Origin of the sequence: Rhizobium sp. L9 (assembly GCF_002531885.1) — a bacterium.
Lineage (GTDB): Bacteria > Pseudomonadota > Alphaproteobacteria > Rhizobiales > Rhizobiaceae > Rhizobium.
On the sequence record NZ_NWSZ01000011.1, the window covers coordinates 37,619 to 53,077 of the forward strand.

Annotated in this window: 13 protein-coding genes; 6 read left to right on the forward strand and 7 right to left on the reverse strand. The window is 64.0% G+C overall.

Going from position 1 to position 15,459, the window contains the following annotated elements; translation table 11 throughout:
* Positions 1 to 2: 2 nt before the first annotated feature.
* The 6 genes from CO660_RS12740 to CO660_RS12765 are packed head-to-tail and all read right to left on the reverse strand — an operon-like array spanning position 3 to position 6,684.
* On the reverse strand, positions 3 to 1,247 hold the full coding sequence (locus CO660_RS12740; protein WP_097599000.1) for a dihydrolipoamide acetyltransferase family protein: 1,245 nt from the start codon (positions 1,245 to 1,247) through the stop codon (positions 3 to 5).
* Positions 1,248 to 1,250: 3 nt separating this feature from the next.
* On the reverse strand, positions 1,251 to 2,264 hold the full coding sequence (locus tag CO660_RS12745) for an alpha-ketoacid dehydrogenase subunit beta (RefSeq protein ID WP_097599001.1): 1,014 nt from the start codon (positions 2,262 to 2,264) through the stop codon (positions 1,251 to 1,253).
* Between the two features lies 1 nt (position 2,265).
* Positions 2,266 to 3,498: a 3-methyl-2-oxobutanoate dehydrogenase (2-methylpropanoyl-transferring) subunit alpha gene (locus tag CO660_RS12750; protein WP_097599002.1), complete on the reverse strand. Its 1,233-nt coding sequence runs from the start codon at positions 3,496 to 3,498 to the stop codon at positions 2,266 to 2,268.
* Between the two features lie 60 nt (positions 3,499 to 3,558).
* Complete coding sequence (locus CO660_RS12755; RefSeq protein ID WP_097599003.1) at positions 3,559 to 4,686, reverse strand: acyl-CoA dehydrogenase family protein; 1,128 nt, start codon at positions 4,684 to 4,686, stop codon at positions 3,559 to 3,561.
* 19 nt (positions 4,687 to 4,705) lie between these two features.
* Positions 4,706 to 5,893, reverse strand: coding sequence for an acetyl-CoA C-acyltransferase (locus tag CO660_RS12760; protein ID WP_097599004.1), 1,188 nt, complete (start codon positions 5,891 to 5,893; stop codon positions 4,706 to 4,708).
* Positions 5,894 to 5,916: 23 nt separating this feature from the next.
* On the reverse strand, positions 5,917 to 6,684 hold the full coding sequence (locus CO660_RS12765) for a 3-hydroxyacyl-CoA dehydrogenase (RefSeq protein WP_097599005.1): 768 nt from the start codon (positions 6,682 to 6,684) through the stop codon (positions 5,917 to 5,919).
* 82 nt (positions 6,685 to 6,766) lie between these two features.
* Between CO660_RS12765 and CO660_RS12770 the strand changes: the two genes are divergently transcribed.
* The 6 genes from CO660_RS12770 to CO660_RS12795 all read left to right on the forward strand — a co-directional run bounded on the left by CO660_RS12770 (position 6,767) and on the right by CO660_RS12795 (position 13,897).
* Positions 6,767 to 7,843 carry an AraC family transcriptional regulator gene (locus CO660_RS12770; RefSeq protein WP_097599006.1) on the forward strand — a complete coding sequence of 359 codons (1,077 nt, stop codon included), beginning with the start codon at positions 6,767 to 6,769 and terminating at the stop codon, positions 7,841 to 7,843.
* Between the two features lie 143 nt (positions 7,844 to 7,986).
* Positions 7,987 to 9,132, forward strand: a complete 1,146-nt coding sequence (locus CO660_RS12775; protein ID WP_097599007.1) for an isovaleryl-CoA dehydrogenase — start codon at positions 7,987 to 7,989, stop codon at positions 9,130 to 9,132.
* A complete protein-coding gene (locus tag CO660_RS12780; protein ID WP_097599008.1) occupies positions 9,129 to 10,739 on the forward strand; it encodes a carboxyl transferase domain-containing protein in 1,611 nt (536 codons plus the stop codon). Before CO660_RS12775 ends, CO660_RS12780 begins: the two co-directional genes overlap by 4 nt.
* A gap of 7 nt (positions 10,740 to 10,746) precedes the next feature.
* Positions 10,747 to 12,612 (forward strand): acetyl/propionyl/methylcrotonyl-CoA carboxylase subunit alpha, encoded by a 1,866-nt coding sequence (locus CO660_RS12785; RefSeq protein ID WP_097599009.1) that lies wholly within the window; start codon positions 10,747 to 10,749, stop codon positions 12,610 to 12,612.
* Entirely contained in the window at positions 12,612 to 13,064 is a 453-nt protein-coding gene (locus CO660_RS12790) for a MaoC family dehydratase (protein WP_097599010.1), read from the forward strand. The genes CO660_RS12785 and CO660_RS12790 overlap by 1 nt, the downstream gene beginning before the upstream one ends.
* Positions 13,061 to 13,897, forward strand: coding sequence for a CoA ester lyase (locus CO660_RS12795; protein WP_097599011.1), 837 nt, complete (start codon positions 13,061 to 13,063; stop codon positions 13,895 to 13,897). The genes CO660_RS12790 and CO660_RS12795 overlap by 4 nt, the downstream gene beginning before the upstream one ends.
* Positions 13,898 to 13,914: 17 nt before the next feature.
* Here CO660_RS12795 and CO660_RS12800 read toward each other — a convergent pair whose 3' ends face one another.
* Positions 13,915 to 15,366, reverse strand: coding sequence for an efflux transporter outer membrane subunit (locus tag CO660_RS12800; protein ID WP_097599012.1), 1,452 nt, complete (start codon positions 15,364 to 15,366; stop codon positions 13,915 to 13,917).
* Positions 15,367 to 15,459: the final 93 nt, after the last annotated feature.

Here is a 15,459-nt window from a genome sequence, read left to right on the forward strand (position 1 = left end):
GCTCAGCCTTCGATGAAAATGAGCGCCGGCGTTTCGAGCAGCGTGCGGATGCGCTGGACGAAGGTCGCCGCATCCCAGCCGTCGATGATGCGATGATCGAAACTCGACGAAAGGTTCATCATCTTGCGCGGCACGAATTGCGTGCCGTCCCAGACCGGGCGTGTGGCGATCTTGTTGACGCCGATGATCGCCACCTCGGGATGATTGATGACAGGGGTGGAAACGATGCCGCCGAGTGCGCCGAGTGAACTAATGGTTATGGTGGAGCCGGAAAGCTCGTCGCGCGTCGCCGTGCCCGAGCGCGCCGCATCAGCCAGCCGGACCATTTCGGCGGCGCAATCCCAGATGCCACGCGCTTCCGCATGCCGCACGACAGGCACGGTCAAGCCTGCGGGCGTCTGCGTGGCGATGCCGATATGGACGGCGCTATGGCGCGTGATGATACCGGCATCGTCGTCGAAAGTGGCGTTTACCTCGGGCTGCCCGGCAATGGCTTTGACCAGGGCCCGCATCAGGAAGGGCAGGACCGTGAGCTTGGGATGGCCCTCCCTGCGGTCGCCGTTCATGGTGGCGCGCAGTTCCTCCAGCGCCGTCATGTCTACTTCCTCCACATAGGTGATGTGGGGAATGCGCGAGGTGGACAGCACCATTTTCTCGGCGATACGGCGGCGCAGCCCGGTGAGCTTGATCTCCTCGGTCGCCGTCTTCTTGGCGGATCCGCCCCTTAGGAGGGCCGGAGCGGCGCCTTGCACGAGGAATTGCTCGACATCTTCGCGCAGGATGCGCCCGGCCGGCCCGGTCCCCTGCACTTGCCTCAGATCGACACCGCTTTCCCTGGCGAAGAGCCGCACGGAAGGCGCGGCAAGCGGCTTTTCGGCGGGCGCAGCCGCAGCAGCCGGCGCTGCGGTGATCGGCGTCGCTGGGGCAGGCCTGGCGATCTCCGCTTTGACCACTTCGGCGCTCGGCGCCTGCGAGATCGGCATCGGTTGGGCCTCACCGGCACCTTCCGCCGTTTCGATCCGCACCAGCGGCGCCTTGACCGCGATGCGGTCTCCGATATCGCCGGCGAGCCAGATGACAGTGCCATCGACGGGAGAGGGAATTTCGACCGTCGCCTTGTCCGTCATCACGGCGGCGATCACCATGTCCTCGCGGACGGGATCTCCCGTCTTCACGTGCCATTCCACCAACTCGGCCTCGGCGACCCCTTCCCCGACATCGGGCATCTTGATGATGAATTCGCCCATGGCTCAGGCCTCCATGACTTCGGCAAGCGCCCGCCCGACACGGCCGGGACCGGGGAAATAGTCCCATTCCTGCGCATGCGGATAGGGCGTGTCCCAGCCGGCGACACGCACGACAGGCGCTTCGAGATGATAGAAGCAATGTTCCTGCACCAGCGACACCACCTCGGCGCCGAAGCCCGAGGTCAAGGTCGCCTCGTGGACAACGACGCAGCGCCCGGTCTTGGTGACTGATTTGACGACCGTATCGAGATCGAGCGGCAGCAGGCTTCTCAAATCGATCACTTCGGCATCAATGCCGACATCCTCGGCCGCGGCGAGCGCCACATGCACCATCGTGCCATAGGCGATGACGGTCACCGCCGATCCCGCCCGCCGCACCTCGGCCTTGCCGATCGGGATCGTGTAATGGCCATCGGGCACCTCGCCCAGATCGTGTTTCGACCAGGGCGTCACCGGCCGCTCGTGATGGCCGTCAAAGGGCCCGTTATAGAGCCGCTTCGGTTCGAGGAACATGACGGGATCGGGGTCCTCGATCGCCGCGATCAGCAGGCCCTTGGCGTCATAGGGATTGGACGGGACGATCACCTTCAGCCCGCAGACATGGGTGAAGAGCGCCTCCGGGCTCTGGCTGTGCGTCTGGCCGCCGAAGATGCCGCCGCCAGTCGGCATGCGCACGACTATCGGGCAGGTGAAATCGCCGTTGGAGCGATAGCGGATGCGCGCCGCCTCCTGCGTCAGCTGGTCATAGGCCGGATACATGTAGTCGGCGAACTGGATCTCGACGCAGGGCTTCAGCCCATAGGCGGCCATGCCGATTGCCGTACCGACGATGCCGGATTCGCTGATCGGCGTATCGAAGCAGCGCGTCCTGCCATATTTTGCCTGCAGGCCCTGCGTACAGCGGAAGACGCCGCCGAAATAACCGACATCTTCGCCGAAAACGACGACATTGTCGTCCTTCGCCATTGACACGTCCATGGCGCTGCGCACGGCCTCGATCATCGTCATCCTGGCCATGTCAGTATCCTGCCTTCTGCCGCTGGCGACGAATATGCGCCGGCATCTCGGCATAGACCCCTTCGAAAATGTCACGCACCGAAGGCTTGCCGCCGGCATGCAGCGTGCCATGCGCCTCGGCCTGGCGCTGCGCCTCGATCACCTCGTCCATGATTTCGGCTTCCGCCTGCACATGCCGGTCCTCCGACCAAACACCCTTGACGATCAGATGTTTCTTCAGCCGCAGCACCGGATCGCCGAGCGGCCAGGCTTCCGATTCAGTCTTCGGCCGATAGGCGCTCGGATCGTCAGAGGTCGAATGCGCGCCGACGCGGTAGGTCACATGTTCGATCAGCGTCGGGCCGAGATTGCGCCGGGCGCGTTCGGCCGCCCAGCGGGAGACGGCATGGACGGCGAGATAATCGTTGCCATCAACCCGCAGCGCCGGAATGCCGAAGCCGAGGCCGCGGGCGGCAAAAGTGCCGGAACCGCCGCGGGCAATTCCCTGGAAGGTGGAGATCGCCCATTGATTGTTGACGATGTTGAGGATCACAGGCGCCTTATAGGTCGAGGCGAAGACGAGCGCCGAGTGAAAATCCGATTCCGCCGTCGATCCGTCACCGATCCAGGCCGCGGCAATGCGGCTGTCGTTTTTGATCGCCGAGGCCATGGCCCAGCCGACGGCCTGCACATATTGGGTGGCGAGATTGCCCGAGATGGTGAAGAACCCGTGTTCCTTGGAGGAATACATGATCGGCAACTGCCGACCGTGCAGCGGATCGCTCTCGTTCGAATAGATCTGATTCATCATCTCGACCATCGGGTAGTCGTCGGCAATCAACAGGCCCGCCTGGCGATAGGTCGGGAAATTCATGTCGCCCTTGTTGAGCGCCTTGCGAAAGGCGCAGCTGACGGCTTCTTCGCCGAGATGCTGCATGTAGAAGGAGGTCTTGCCCTGGCGCTGCGCCATCAGCATGCGGGCATCGAAGGCGCGCAGCTTCATCATGTTGCGAAGCCCGGTCAGCAGTTCTTCATCGGAGAGCGAGCCCGCCCAGGGGCCGACCGCTTCGCCGTCACGGTTCAAGACGCGGATGATCGAATAGGCGAGATCGCGGATATCCTCGGAGGCGACATCGACCTCCGGCCGCGGCACCGAACCGGCCTTGGCGATCTTGACGTTGGAAAAATCAGGTTGGCCGCCCGGACGAACGGCGGGTTCGGGGACGTGCAGGCTCAAACGAGCGGAATCCACCATGTCTCTTCTTTCCTCCCTCTGCCGACCCGCCCCTCCCCGGAAGCGGGCCAGATGGCATTCTTACAGATTGCGGGCAATCACCATGCGCTGCACGTCGCTCGTTCCCTCATAGATCTGGCATATGCGCACATCGCGGTAGATGCGCTCGACAGGATAATCGGCCATGTAGCCGTAGCCGCCGTAGATCTGGATCGCATCGGAGCAGACCCGTTCAGCCATCTCCGAGGCAAAGAGCTTCGCCATCGAGGCTTCCGACAGGCAGGGAATCTCCGCTTCCCGAAGAGACGCGGCGTGAAAGACGAGCTGGCGCGCCGCCTCGATCCGCATCGCCATGTCAGCAAGGCGGAAGGCGACGGCCTGGTGCTCAAAAATCGGCTTGCCGAAAGCCGTGCGCTCCCTGGCATAGTCACGCGCCGCCTCGAAAGCCGCCCGCGCCATGCCGACGGCTTGAGCGGCAATGCCGATCCGCCCGCCCTCGAGATTGGCGAGAGCGATGCGATAGCCTTCGCCTTCCGCACCGAGCCTGAAATCCGCAGGAATGCGCATGGCGTTGAAGGCGATCTGGCAGGTATCGGTGGAATGCAGTCCGAGCTTTTCCTCAACGCGGATCACCTCATAGCCAGGTGTATCCGTCGGCACGATGAAGGCGGTGATGCCCTTCTTGCCAGCGTCGGGATCGGTGACGGCAAAGACGATGATGACATTGCCGTTCTTTCCAGAAGTGATGAACTGCTTGGCGCCGTCGATCACATAGTCGTCGCCGTCACGCCGGGCCCGGGTCTTCAGGTTCGAGGCATCGGAACCGGCCTGCGGCTCGGTCAGCGCGAAGCCGCCGATCCATTCGCCGGTCGCAAGCTTCGGCAGGAAGCGCTGCCGCTGCTCCTCGGTGCCGAATTTCAGGATCGGCACGCAGCCGACGGAGCTGTGCACGCTCATGATCGTCGAACAGGGTCCGTCGCCGGCGGCAATCTCCTCGAGTGCCGCGGCATAGGCGACGACGCCCGTATCCGAGCCGCCATAGGCTTCCGGCACCAGCATGCCGAGCAGCCCGAGTTCGCCCATCTCCTTCAGCTCCTCGCGCGGGAAGAGATGCTCCCGGTCGCGTTTGGCCGCTCCCGGCGCCAGCCGGTCGCGGGCAAAGTCGCGGGCGAGATCTGTGATCTGCTGCTGGAGTTCGGAAAGGATCATGTTGCTCCTCCCCTCCCCGCTAATGCCGCTCGATGGCGACGGCCGTCGCCTCGCCGCCACCGATGCAAAGTGCCGCCATGCCGCGCTTCAGATCGTAGCGCTCCAGTGCCGACAGCAGCGTCACCAGAATCCGGCCTCCCGACGCGCCGATCGGATGGCCGAGCGCGCAGGCACCGCCATGCACATTGACCTTTTCATGCGGCAGGTCGAGATCGCGCATTGCCGCCATCGCGACGACCGCGAAAGCCTCGTTGATTTCGAACAGGTCGACATCCGCAAGCGCCAGGCCGGTCCGGTCGGAGAGCTTCTGCAGTGCGCCGATCGGTGCGGTGGCGAAGAGATTGGGTGCCTGCGAATGGGTGGCATGGCCGAGGATGGTGGCGAGCGGGGCCAGACCGCGGCGCTCCGCCTCGGAGCGGCGCATCAGCACGAGCGCTGCCGCGCCGTCTGAGATCGAGCTGGAATTGGCCGCCGTCACCGTGCCTTCCTCTCGGAAGGCGGGCTTCAGCGTCGGAATCTTATCGAACTTGGCACGGCCCGGCTGTTCGTCGCGGCGGGCAACCTGCTCGGTTTTCCCCGACTTGATCGTAACCGGCACGATCTCGATTTCGAAGCTACCCTCCGCGATCGCCTTCTGCGCCCGCGTCAGCGAGGCGATGGCGTAATTATCCTGCGCCTCGCGCGTGAACTGATAGGCCTCGGCGCAATCCTCCGCGAAGCTGCCCATCAAGCGCCCCTTGTCATAAGCATCCTCCAGCCCGTCGAGGAACATGTGATCCACGACACGCCCATGGCCGAGCCTGTAGCCGCCACGGGCCCTGTCAAGGAGATAGGGCGCATTCGTCATGCTTTCCATGCCGCCGGCAACTGCCACAGAAGCACTGCCGGCGGCGATCTGGTCATGGACCATCATGACAGCCTTCATGCCCGAGCCGCACATCTTGTTGACGGTGCTGGCGCCGGTCGCAAAGGGCAGCCCGGCATGGATCGCCGCCTGACGAGCCGGCGCCTGGCCTTGCCCGGCAGGCAACACGCAGCCGAAGACGACCTCCTCGATCGCTTTGGCCTCAACGCCGCTGCGCTCAAGTGCCGCGCGGATCGCCGTTGCTCCGAGCTCCGGCGCTGTCGCGTCCTTCAGCTCTCCCTGAAAGCTGCCGATCGGGGTGCGCGCTGCACCGACGATGACGATGGGATCCTGCAAAACCATCTTTCCTCCTTCGGGCGACGCGCTCAGCGCGCGCCCATCCGCAATGCGCCGTCGAGGCGGATGACCTCGCCGTTCAGCATGTTGTTTTCAAAGATATGGCGCACCAGCCCGGCAAATTCCGGTGGCCGGCCGAGCCGCGGCGGAAAAGGCACGCTCTGGCCGAGAGCAGCCTGAACCTCGTCCGGCATGCCGGCCATCATCGGCGTCTCGAAAATGCCGGGCGCGATCGACACGACGCGGATGCCGTGACGGGCAAGCTCGCGGGCGATTGGCAAGGTCATCGCCGCCACTCCGCCCTTGGAGGCGGCATAGGCGGCCTGGCCGATCTGGCCGTCGAAGGCGGCGACCGAAGCCGTATTGACGATCACGCCGCGCTCGCCTTCACCATCCGGTTCCACCTTCTGGATCGCGGCCGCAGCAAGCCGGATCATGTTGAAGGTGCCGATCAGATTGATGCTGATGGTGCGTACGAAACTCTCCAGGCGGTGCGGCCCGTCGTGGCCGACCACCTTTTCGGCCGGCGCCACGCCAGCGCAATTGACCAGCCCGCGCAGGCTGCCGAAGGCTTCGAGCGCCGCGGCGACCACCGCAGCTCCCGCCTCGCCATCGGTCACGTCAGCCTCGACGAAGCGGGCGTCTCTGCCGAATTCCCGAGCCATCCCCTCTCCCGCCTCGACATTGAGATCGGCAATCATCACGCGCCCGCCACCCTCGACCAGCATGCGCGCGGTCGCGGCACCGAGCCCGGAACCGCCTCCGGTCACGATGAAACTTGCTCCACGGATCAGCATGAATCTCTTCTCCTCGCCGCCGGCCCATCTCCTCCAGTATCGCCGGTAGGCAGGATTCTATTCGCTCTACCTATTGCAAGCGATGACAGAACTGCTCCATTATTTCGGCCAGTTTTGCCATAGCGGGGTTGAGATGGCCGAGATCGAGCGACGCATGATTGCACCGGGCTTCGTCGAGGAGGCGCTTGACAGCCTGCGGCGGCTCGGCAAGCCGACGGCGCTAATTCTTGCGCGGGTCGGCTTGCCGCCGGTCGTCGATCAGCCGGTTTCTGCCGAGACCTATGGCGCGCTCTGGCTGGCGATTGCCGCCGAGCTCGACGACGAATTCTTCGGCATGAGCGGCCGGCCGATGCGCAGCGGTAGCTTCACGCTGCTCTGCCACTGCGTGCTGCACGCGCCGACGCTGGGTCAGGCGCTGCGCCGGGCGCTGCGCTTCCTCGATGTCGTGCTCGACGATCCCAAGGGGCGGCTCGTCATTCGAGATGGACTCGCCGAGATCGAGCTCAGGGATTCGGGCAGTCCGCGCTCGGCCTTCGCCTACCGCACCTATTGGATCATCGTGCACGGCATCACCTGCTGGCTGGTCGGCCGGCGCATCCCGATCCGCCTCGTCGATTTTCGTTGCGCGGAGCCGAGACAAGGTGCCGATTACCGGCTTTTCTTCGGCGCGCCCGTTCGCTTCTCCCAATCAATCAGCCGCCTTGGCTTCGACAGCGCCATGCTTGACCTGCCGATTTCACGCACCGAACAGGCGCTGAAACAGTTCCTGCGTGGCGCACCTGCCAATATTCTCGTGCGCTATCGCTATGACGCCGGCATCGCCGCAGCCGTTCGCCGGCGCTTGAGCCAGGCAACGCCGGCTCTCTGGTCGAGCTTCGCCGCACTTGCCGCCGACATGCGCATGCCGCCTTCGACGCTGCGCCACCGCCTGCACGACGAGGGACAAAGCTATGCCGCCATCAAGGACGAGATCCGCCGGGACCTCGCGGTCGAACTGCTGCTGAACACGTCGAAAACGATCGGCGAAATCGCCGTGCAACTCGGCTATTCCGAACCCAGCGCCTTCTTTCGCGCTTTCCGGAAATGGATGGGCAAAAGCCCCGAGTCTTTGCGAAGGGAGGAATCAGAGCACTCAACTTGGGTCAGTCGAACCGCTTGACCCAACCTCATGGCTCATCGTCACAGCCTTCGCCGCGTGCCAACTGCTGTGGGTTCGGCGATGAGAGTGCATTCGGTGGCATCATTCAACGACACTTTGAACCTGCCGCAACCCGCGCTACATATCTCAGCGGGAGGAGTGCCATGTTTGATTTTTCGCTCGGCGAAACCGCGGATGCGATCCGCGAAACGACGGCGCGATTTGCCGCCGATCATATTGCTCCGCTCGCTGCGGAGATTGACGAAAGCAACACGTTTCCACGTCAACTCTGGCCTCGGATGGGCGCAATCGGCCTGCATGGTATCACCGTCGAAGAAGAGTTCGGCGGCGCCGGTCTCGGTTATATCGAACATGTCGTCGCCATGGAGGAGGTCTCGCGTGCCTCGGCCTCGGTGGGCCTGAGCTACGGCGCCCATTCCAATCTCTGCGTCAACCAGATCCGCCGCTGGGCGTCGCCGGAGCAGAAGCGCCGTCATCTGCCGAAGCTGATCTCGGGCGAGCATGTCGGCTCACTTGCCATGTCGGAAGTGGGCTCCGGTTCCGATGTCGTCTCCATGCGGCTGCGTGCCGAGAAAAAGGGCGACCGCTATATTCTGAACGGCACCAAATTCTGGATCACCAACGCGCCGCATGCCGACGTGCTTGTCGTCTATGCCAAGACCGATCCCGCAGCCGGACCGAAAGGCATTTCCGCGCTCATCATCGAAAAGGGCCTGCCCGGTTTCAGCGTCTCCAAGAAGCTTTCCAAACTCGGCATGCGCGGCAGCGACACGGCCGAACTGGTCTTCGAGGATTGCGAGGTGCCGGCCGAGGCGCTGATGGGCCGGGAGGGAGAAGGCGTGAAAATCCTGATGTCCGGCCTCGATTACGAACGCGCCGTGCTTGCCGGCGGCCCGCTCGGCATCATGCAGGCCTGCCTCGACGTGGTGCTTCCCTATGTGCGCGAGCGCAAGCAGTTCGGCAAGGCAATCGGCGATTTCCAGCTGATGCAGGGCAAGATCGCCGACATGTATGTCGCGCTGAATTCGGCGCGCGCCTATGTCTATTCCGTCGCCCGCGCGTGCGATGCCGGCCGCGCGACGCGCACCGACGCGGCCGCCGCGATCCTTTTTGCCAGCGAGAACGCCGTGAAGGTGTCGCTGGAAGCGATTCAGGCGCTTGGCGGCGCCGGCTATACCAAGGAATGGCCGGTCGAGCGCTTCCTGCGCGACGCCAAGCTCTACGATATCGGCGCCGGCACCAATGAGATCCGCCGCTATCTGATCGGGCGGGAGCTCATCGCATCATGACGGTGATTTCGACTGCGATCGATCGCGACAGCGAAAGCTTCAAAGCCAATACCGCCAAGAACAAGGCCCTCATCGATGAGCTCTACGAACGCTCGGCGAAAGCGCGCGAGGGCGGATCGCATGCGGCGCGCGAGCGCCACACCGGCAAGGGCAAGCTCCTGCCGCGCGACCGCATTCAACTCCTGCTCGATGCCGGCAGCCCTTTCCTGGAGATCGGCACGCTGGCGGGCAACGGCATGTATGGTGACGAGGCGCCGGGTGCGGGCATCATATCGGGCATCGGCCGGGTATCCGGCCGCGAGGTGATGATCGTTGCCAATGACGCGACGGTGAAGGGCGGGGCCTATTTCCCGATGACGGTGAAGAAACATCTCAGGGCGCAGGAGATCGCGCTGCAGAACCGGCTGCCCTGCCTCTATCTGGTCGATAGCGGCGGCGCTAATCTTCCGCATCAGGCCGAGGTCTTCCCCGACCGCGACCATTTCGGCGCGATCTTCTACAATCAGGCGCAGATGTCGGCCGAAGGCATTCCGCAGATCGCCTGCGTCATGGGAAGCTGCACGGCCGGCGGCGCCTACGTGCCCGCCATGTCTGATGAAACGGTGATCGTGCGCAATCAGGGCACGATCTTTCTCGCCGGGCCGCCGCTGGTCAAAGCCGCCACCGGCGAGATCATCTCCGCCGAGGAGCTCGGCGGCGCCGAGACGCATGGCCGCCGCTCCGGCGTCGTCGACCATGTCGCCGAGAACGACGAACATGCGCTGCTTCTGGTGCGAGACATCGTCGCCAGCCTCAACAGCGTCAAATCGGTCGATATCGACATCCAGCCTCCGCGGTCGCCGAAACTCGATGTGGACGACCTACTTGGCCTCATACCTGAGGACGTGCGGTCGCCCTATGACGTGCGCGAGGTGATCGGTCGGATCGTCGACGGCTCGGAACTGCACGAGTTCAAGCCGCTCTACGGTTCCACGCTCATCTGCGGCTTTGCCCGCATCTGGGGCATGCCGGTCGCCGTCATCGCCAACAACGGCGTGCTCTTTTCCGAAAGCGCGCTGAAGGGTGCGCATTTCATCGAGCTCGCCTGCCAGCGCCGCGTGCCGCTGCTGTTCCTGCAGAATATTTCGGGTTTCATGGTCGGCGGCCGCTATGAAGCCGGCGGCATCGCCAAGGACGGAGCAAAGCTGGTGACGGCGGTTGCGACAGCAACCGTGCCGAAGGTCACCGTCATCATCGGCGGCAGTTTCGGCGCCGGCAATTACGGCATGTGCGGCCGCGCCTATCGCCCGCGTTTCCTTTTCACCTGGCCGAACAGCCGCATCAGCGTCATGGGCGGCGAACAGGCGGCCTCCGTGCTCGCCACCATCCGCCGCGACGCGCTGGAGGCGCGCGGTGAGAATTGGTCTGTCGATGAGGAGGAGGCCTTCAAGGCGCCGATCCGCGCCGGCTACGAGGCTGAAGGCAATCCCTATTATGCTACGGCCCGTCTTTGGGACGACGGCATCATCGACCCGCGCCAGACGCGGGACGTGCTCGGCCTTGCCTTCTCCGCCTGCCTGAATGCGCCGATCCCGAAAGGGCCGCGCTTCGGCCTGTTTCGGATGTGAGGCGGCAATGATGGAAAGCCTTCTCATCGCCAACAGAGGCGAAATTGCCCGCCGCATCATCCGCACGGCAAAGACCGCCGGCATCCGTACGATCGCCGTCTATTCCGAAGCCGATGCCGACCTGCCCTTCGTCAAGGAGGCCGACGAGGCGATCGCCATCGGCCCGCCGCCGGCCCGCGAAAGCTATCTGTCAGAGGCGCGCATTGTCGAAGCCGCCCGGAAAACCGGCGCGGCCGCGATCCATCCGGGCTACGGTTTTCTGTCGGAAAATGCCGAATTTGCCGAAGCGGTCGAGAAGGCCGGCATGGTCTGGGTCGGCGCACCGCCGGCCGCAATCCGGGCGATGGGACTGAAGGACGCCGCCAAGCAATTGATGCAGGCAGCCGGCGTGCCGGTCACGCCCGGTTATCTCGGTCCGGACCAGAGCGAAGCAAGGCTTGCGGCCGAGGCCGATGCCATCGGCTACCCCGTCCTCATCAAGGCGGTTGCCGGCGGCGGCGGCAAGGGCATGCGCCGCGTTGACCGCCCGCAGGATTTCAGCGAGCTCCTCGCCTCCTGCCGCCGCGAAGCCGCCGCTTCGTTCGGCGATGATCGCGTTCTCATCGAACGCTTTATCGCCAACCCGCGTCATATCGAGGTCCAGATCTTCGCTGACCAGCATGGCAACTGCGTCCACCTCTTCGAGCGCGACTGCTCGCTGCAGCGCCGCCATCAGAAGGTCATCGAGGAGGCCCCTGCTCCCGGGCTCGATGCCGCCGCGCGCACGGCGATCTGCGATGCGGCAGTGAAGGCCGCAAGAGCGGTGAACTATGTCGGCGCCGGCACGATCGAATTCATCGCCGATGCTTCGCAAGGCCTGCGTCCGGATCGTATCTGGTTCATGGAGATGAACACGCGCTTGCAGGTGGAACATCCCGTCACTGAAGCCATAACAGGTGAGGATCTGGTGCTCTGGCAGCTGAAGGTCGCAACCGGCGAGCCGCTGCCGAAGAGCCAGGACGAGATCGCCATGAAGGGCTGGGCATTCGAGGCACGGCTCTATGCCGAAAATCCAGCCGCCGGCTACCTGCCCTCGACCGGAAGGCTCGAACATCTGAAACTTCCGGAGGCGGTCCGCGTCGACAGCGGCGTCGAGCAGGGCGATGAGATCACCTCCTTCTACGATCCGATGATCGCCAAGATCATCGCGCATGGGCCGAGCCGCGAGGCCGCGCTGTCGAAGCTCGCCGCCGCCTGTGCCGGCATCGAGATCTGGCCGGTCAGATCCAATGCCGGCCTTCTCGCCCGCGTCGCCGCCGATCCTGATTTTCGCGCCGCCCGGATCGATACCGGCTTCCTCGACCGCCACGGTGAAAGCCTTGTGGCGACGGAGCCGGAGGAGACGGCAATCGACAAAGCGGCAACGGCACTTTCGAAGGCCGCGAACGAGGATCCCTGGTCGGTACTGACCGGTTTTCGCATCGCCGGGCCAGGCGACGGCCGCGTGCGGGTGCGCATCGACGGCCATCTCCACTGGGGGCGCGTGCGCCCCGGACTTGAGGCGAATGCCGTCGAGGTCGACGCGAAGACCGTGCTTTTCGACGCCGGCAATGCCTGGACGATCGGCCTGCCCGATGCGGGCGAAGTCGAGGCAAGCCAGGGTTCGGGCGACGGCGCCATTCTTTCGCCCATGCCCGGCCTCGTCATAGCGGTCGATGTCGCCGAAGGCGACACTGTTGCCAAGGGGGATCGCCTGCTGACGGTCGAAGCAATGAAGATGGAACACGCGCTGCGCGCGCCCTTCGATGGCATCGTTGGCAAATTGCAGGTTTCCACCGGCTCCCGGGTATCGGAAAACCAGCTTGTTGTCACCGTGATGAAGGGAGAGGCGTGATGGCCGGGCGCTATTTCGACGAATGGACGGTCGGCGAGCACATCGCCCATGATATCCGCCGCACGGTCACCGAGACCGATAATCTGCTGTTCACCACGCTTTCCCACAATCCCCAGCCGCTGCATCTCGACGCGGATTATGCCGCCGCCACCGAGTTCGGCCGGATCGTCGTCAACGGCACCTTCACCTTTGCCCTGACCGTCGGCCTTTCGGTCGGCGACACCACGCTCGGCACGCTCGTCGCCAATCTGGGCTATGACAAGGTGACGATGCCGAAGCCGGTCTTCATCGGCGATACGCTGCGGGTTGAAACCGAGGTGACGGAGCTGCGCCGCTCAAACTCCCGCCCCGATGCTGGCATCGTCACTTTCCGGCATGTCACGTTGAACCAGCGTGGCGAGATCGTCTGCCAGTGCCTGCGCACGGCAATGCTGAAGGTCAAACCGTCATGAGGCTGCGCTCGCTGCTCTTCGTGCCCGGCGACCGGCCGGAGCGCTTCGAGAAAGCGCTCGCCTCCGGCGCCGATGCTGTCATTCTCGATCTGGAAGATTCGGTTGCGCCCCCAAACAAGCCGCGAGCCCGGGAAGCCGTGCACGAATTCACCCTGCGCCATGCCGGCGAGGCCGCTCTGCTGATCCGCGTCAATCCGCTGACCTCCCCCGAATTCGAAGCCGATCTTGCCTCTCTGAACGGCCTTCATCCTTTCGCCGTCATGCTGCCGAAGGCCGAGGGTGCCGCTTCAGTGCTGACGCTCGCAGGCGCTCTCGCCTCCACCATTCCCATTCTGCCGATCGCGACAGAAACGCCCTCGGCGATCTTCGAGATCGGTAGCTACCGCGACGTCTCGGCGAACCTTTGCGGCCTGACCTGGGGCGCCGAGGACCTGCCGGCCGCGATCGGGGCTTCGACCGCGCGACGGACGGACGGACGTTATACGCCGCCTTACGAGCTTGCCCGCTCGCTCACGCTGTTCGCAGCCCATGCCGCCGCCGTTCCTGCAATCGAAACCGTCTATCCCGATTTTCACGATCTCAGCGGCCTCAGGGCGTACCTCGGGCGCGCCCGGCGCGACGGCTTTTCCGCTATGATGGCCATTCATCCAAGCCAGGTCGAAGCGATCAATCACGCCTTCACACCTGACGCCTCCGAGATCACCTGGGCCGAGAAGGTCGCCGCCGCCTTTGCCGCCAGACCGGATGCCGGCGTCATCCAGCTTGACGGACGCATGCTTGACCTGCCGCATCTCAAACTTGCGCTGCGCATTCTGGAAAACGCCGGACGATAGGCCAACCTTCCAGATAATCAACCCGACTTTGCCGTTTGCCTGGAGGCGGCCTGCTCCGGCTCGAAGTAACCGGCGCCGATGGCGACATAGAGGTCCACATAATCCTTCGCGACCTGCTGCACGGTGGCAGCGAGGCTTTCCTGAGCATCTGAGACCGACCGCTGCGCGTCCAGAACGTCGAGCAGCGACGAGGCGCCATCCTTGTAGCTCGTGGTCGAAAGCGCCAGCGATTCCTGCGCGGTCTGCACCTGCCTGCGCAACGGTCCCAGCGTCTGCGTATTGTGGCGGACGGCTGCAAGCGCATTCTCGACCTCTTCGACCCCGTTCAGCACCGCCGCCTTCCACGCCAGATATTGGGCTCTGGCATCGGATTTCTCGATGTCGACATTGGCCCGCAACTTGCCGCCATCGAAAATCGGCAGGTTGAGCGTCGGTCCGAACGACCAGCTGGTCAGGCTTGCGCCGCTGGCGCCCGAGGATTTCACCCAGGTCGGCGAAATCGAGCCGGAGAGCGAGATCGACGGGTAGAGCTGTGCTTCGGCTGCACCGATATCGCCCACAGCCGCCGCAAGCTCGCGTTCGGCCTTTCTTATATCGGGACGGTTGCGAATGAGATCGGCCGGAATGCCGGCACGAATGTCGCCGCGGAACACCGGCTGGCCTGTATTCTTGCGCAGTTCGTCCGTCAGCGAAGCCGCCGGCATTCCGAGCAGAGTGGCAATGTGATGGGCCGATTCGGTAAAACTCTGTTCTAGGCCGGGAATGTCGGCCTTTGTCGATTGTACCAAGCCCTCGGCCTGGACAACGTCGAGGCGGGAGGCCGCACCGGCTTTCAGCTGCAGCTGCGTGAGGTCGTAAGTCTGCTGGCGGGACTTCAAATTCGCCTGTGAGAGCGCAATCCGCTCCTGATAGTAGCGGGCGTCGATATAACTCTCGACCAGGTCTTTCAGAAAGGTGAGCTTCGCATTGTCGGCCGTCGCATAAGCGGCCCCAAGCGAGGCAATGGCGCTCTCCTTCGAGCGGCGATACTGGCCGAAGACGTCGAGCAGCCACGCAAGACTGGCTTCGCCGCCTGACGTGTTCGTGGTGCTGACCGTCGTGCGCAGCCGCCCCTTTTCGCCTGATACCGTGTGCGATGCGTCCACGCTCAGACTCGGCAGAGCGCCTGCACCGGCAACCGTCACGTTGGCAGAAGCCGAGTTGATGCTCTCGAGCGCCTGCAGCACATCGAGATTCTCGCTGATTCCGTGAGCGACCAGCCCGTCGAGCTTCTTGTCGCGATAGGCCGTCCACCACTCTGCCGTCACGACATCGCCGTTGCTCTTGTTACCCCCCGCTTCGAATTTCGCGGGAAGCGGCATCTCTGGGGGAACGTGATCCGGGCCGCTGACGCAGCCTGCGAGCAGCAGTGTGAACGCGGATGCGGCGTAGCGGAGGGACGATAATCTTGTGTGAAGCGACGTACTCACGGGGGAGCCTCTGAACGGGAATCGTGGGTTCAGGCTTAGCGACGCCAGCGTTAATGGCGGTTAAGAAACTGTAAAGTTAGGTAAAACCCGGCA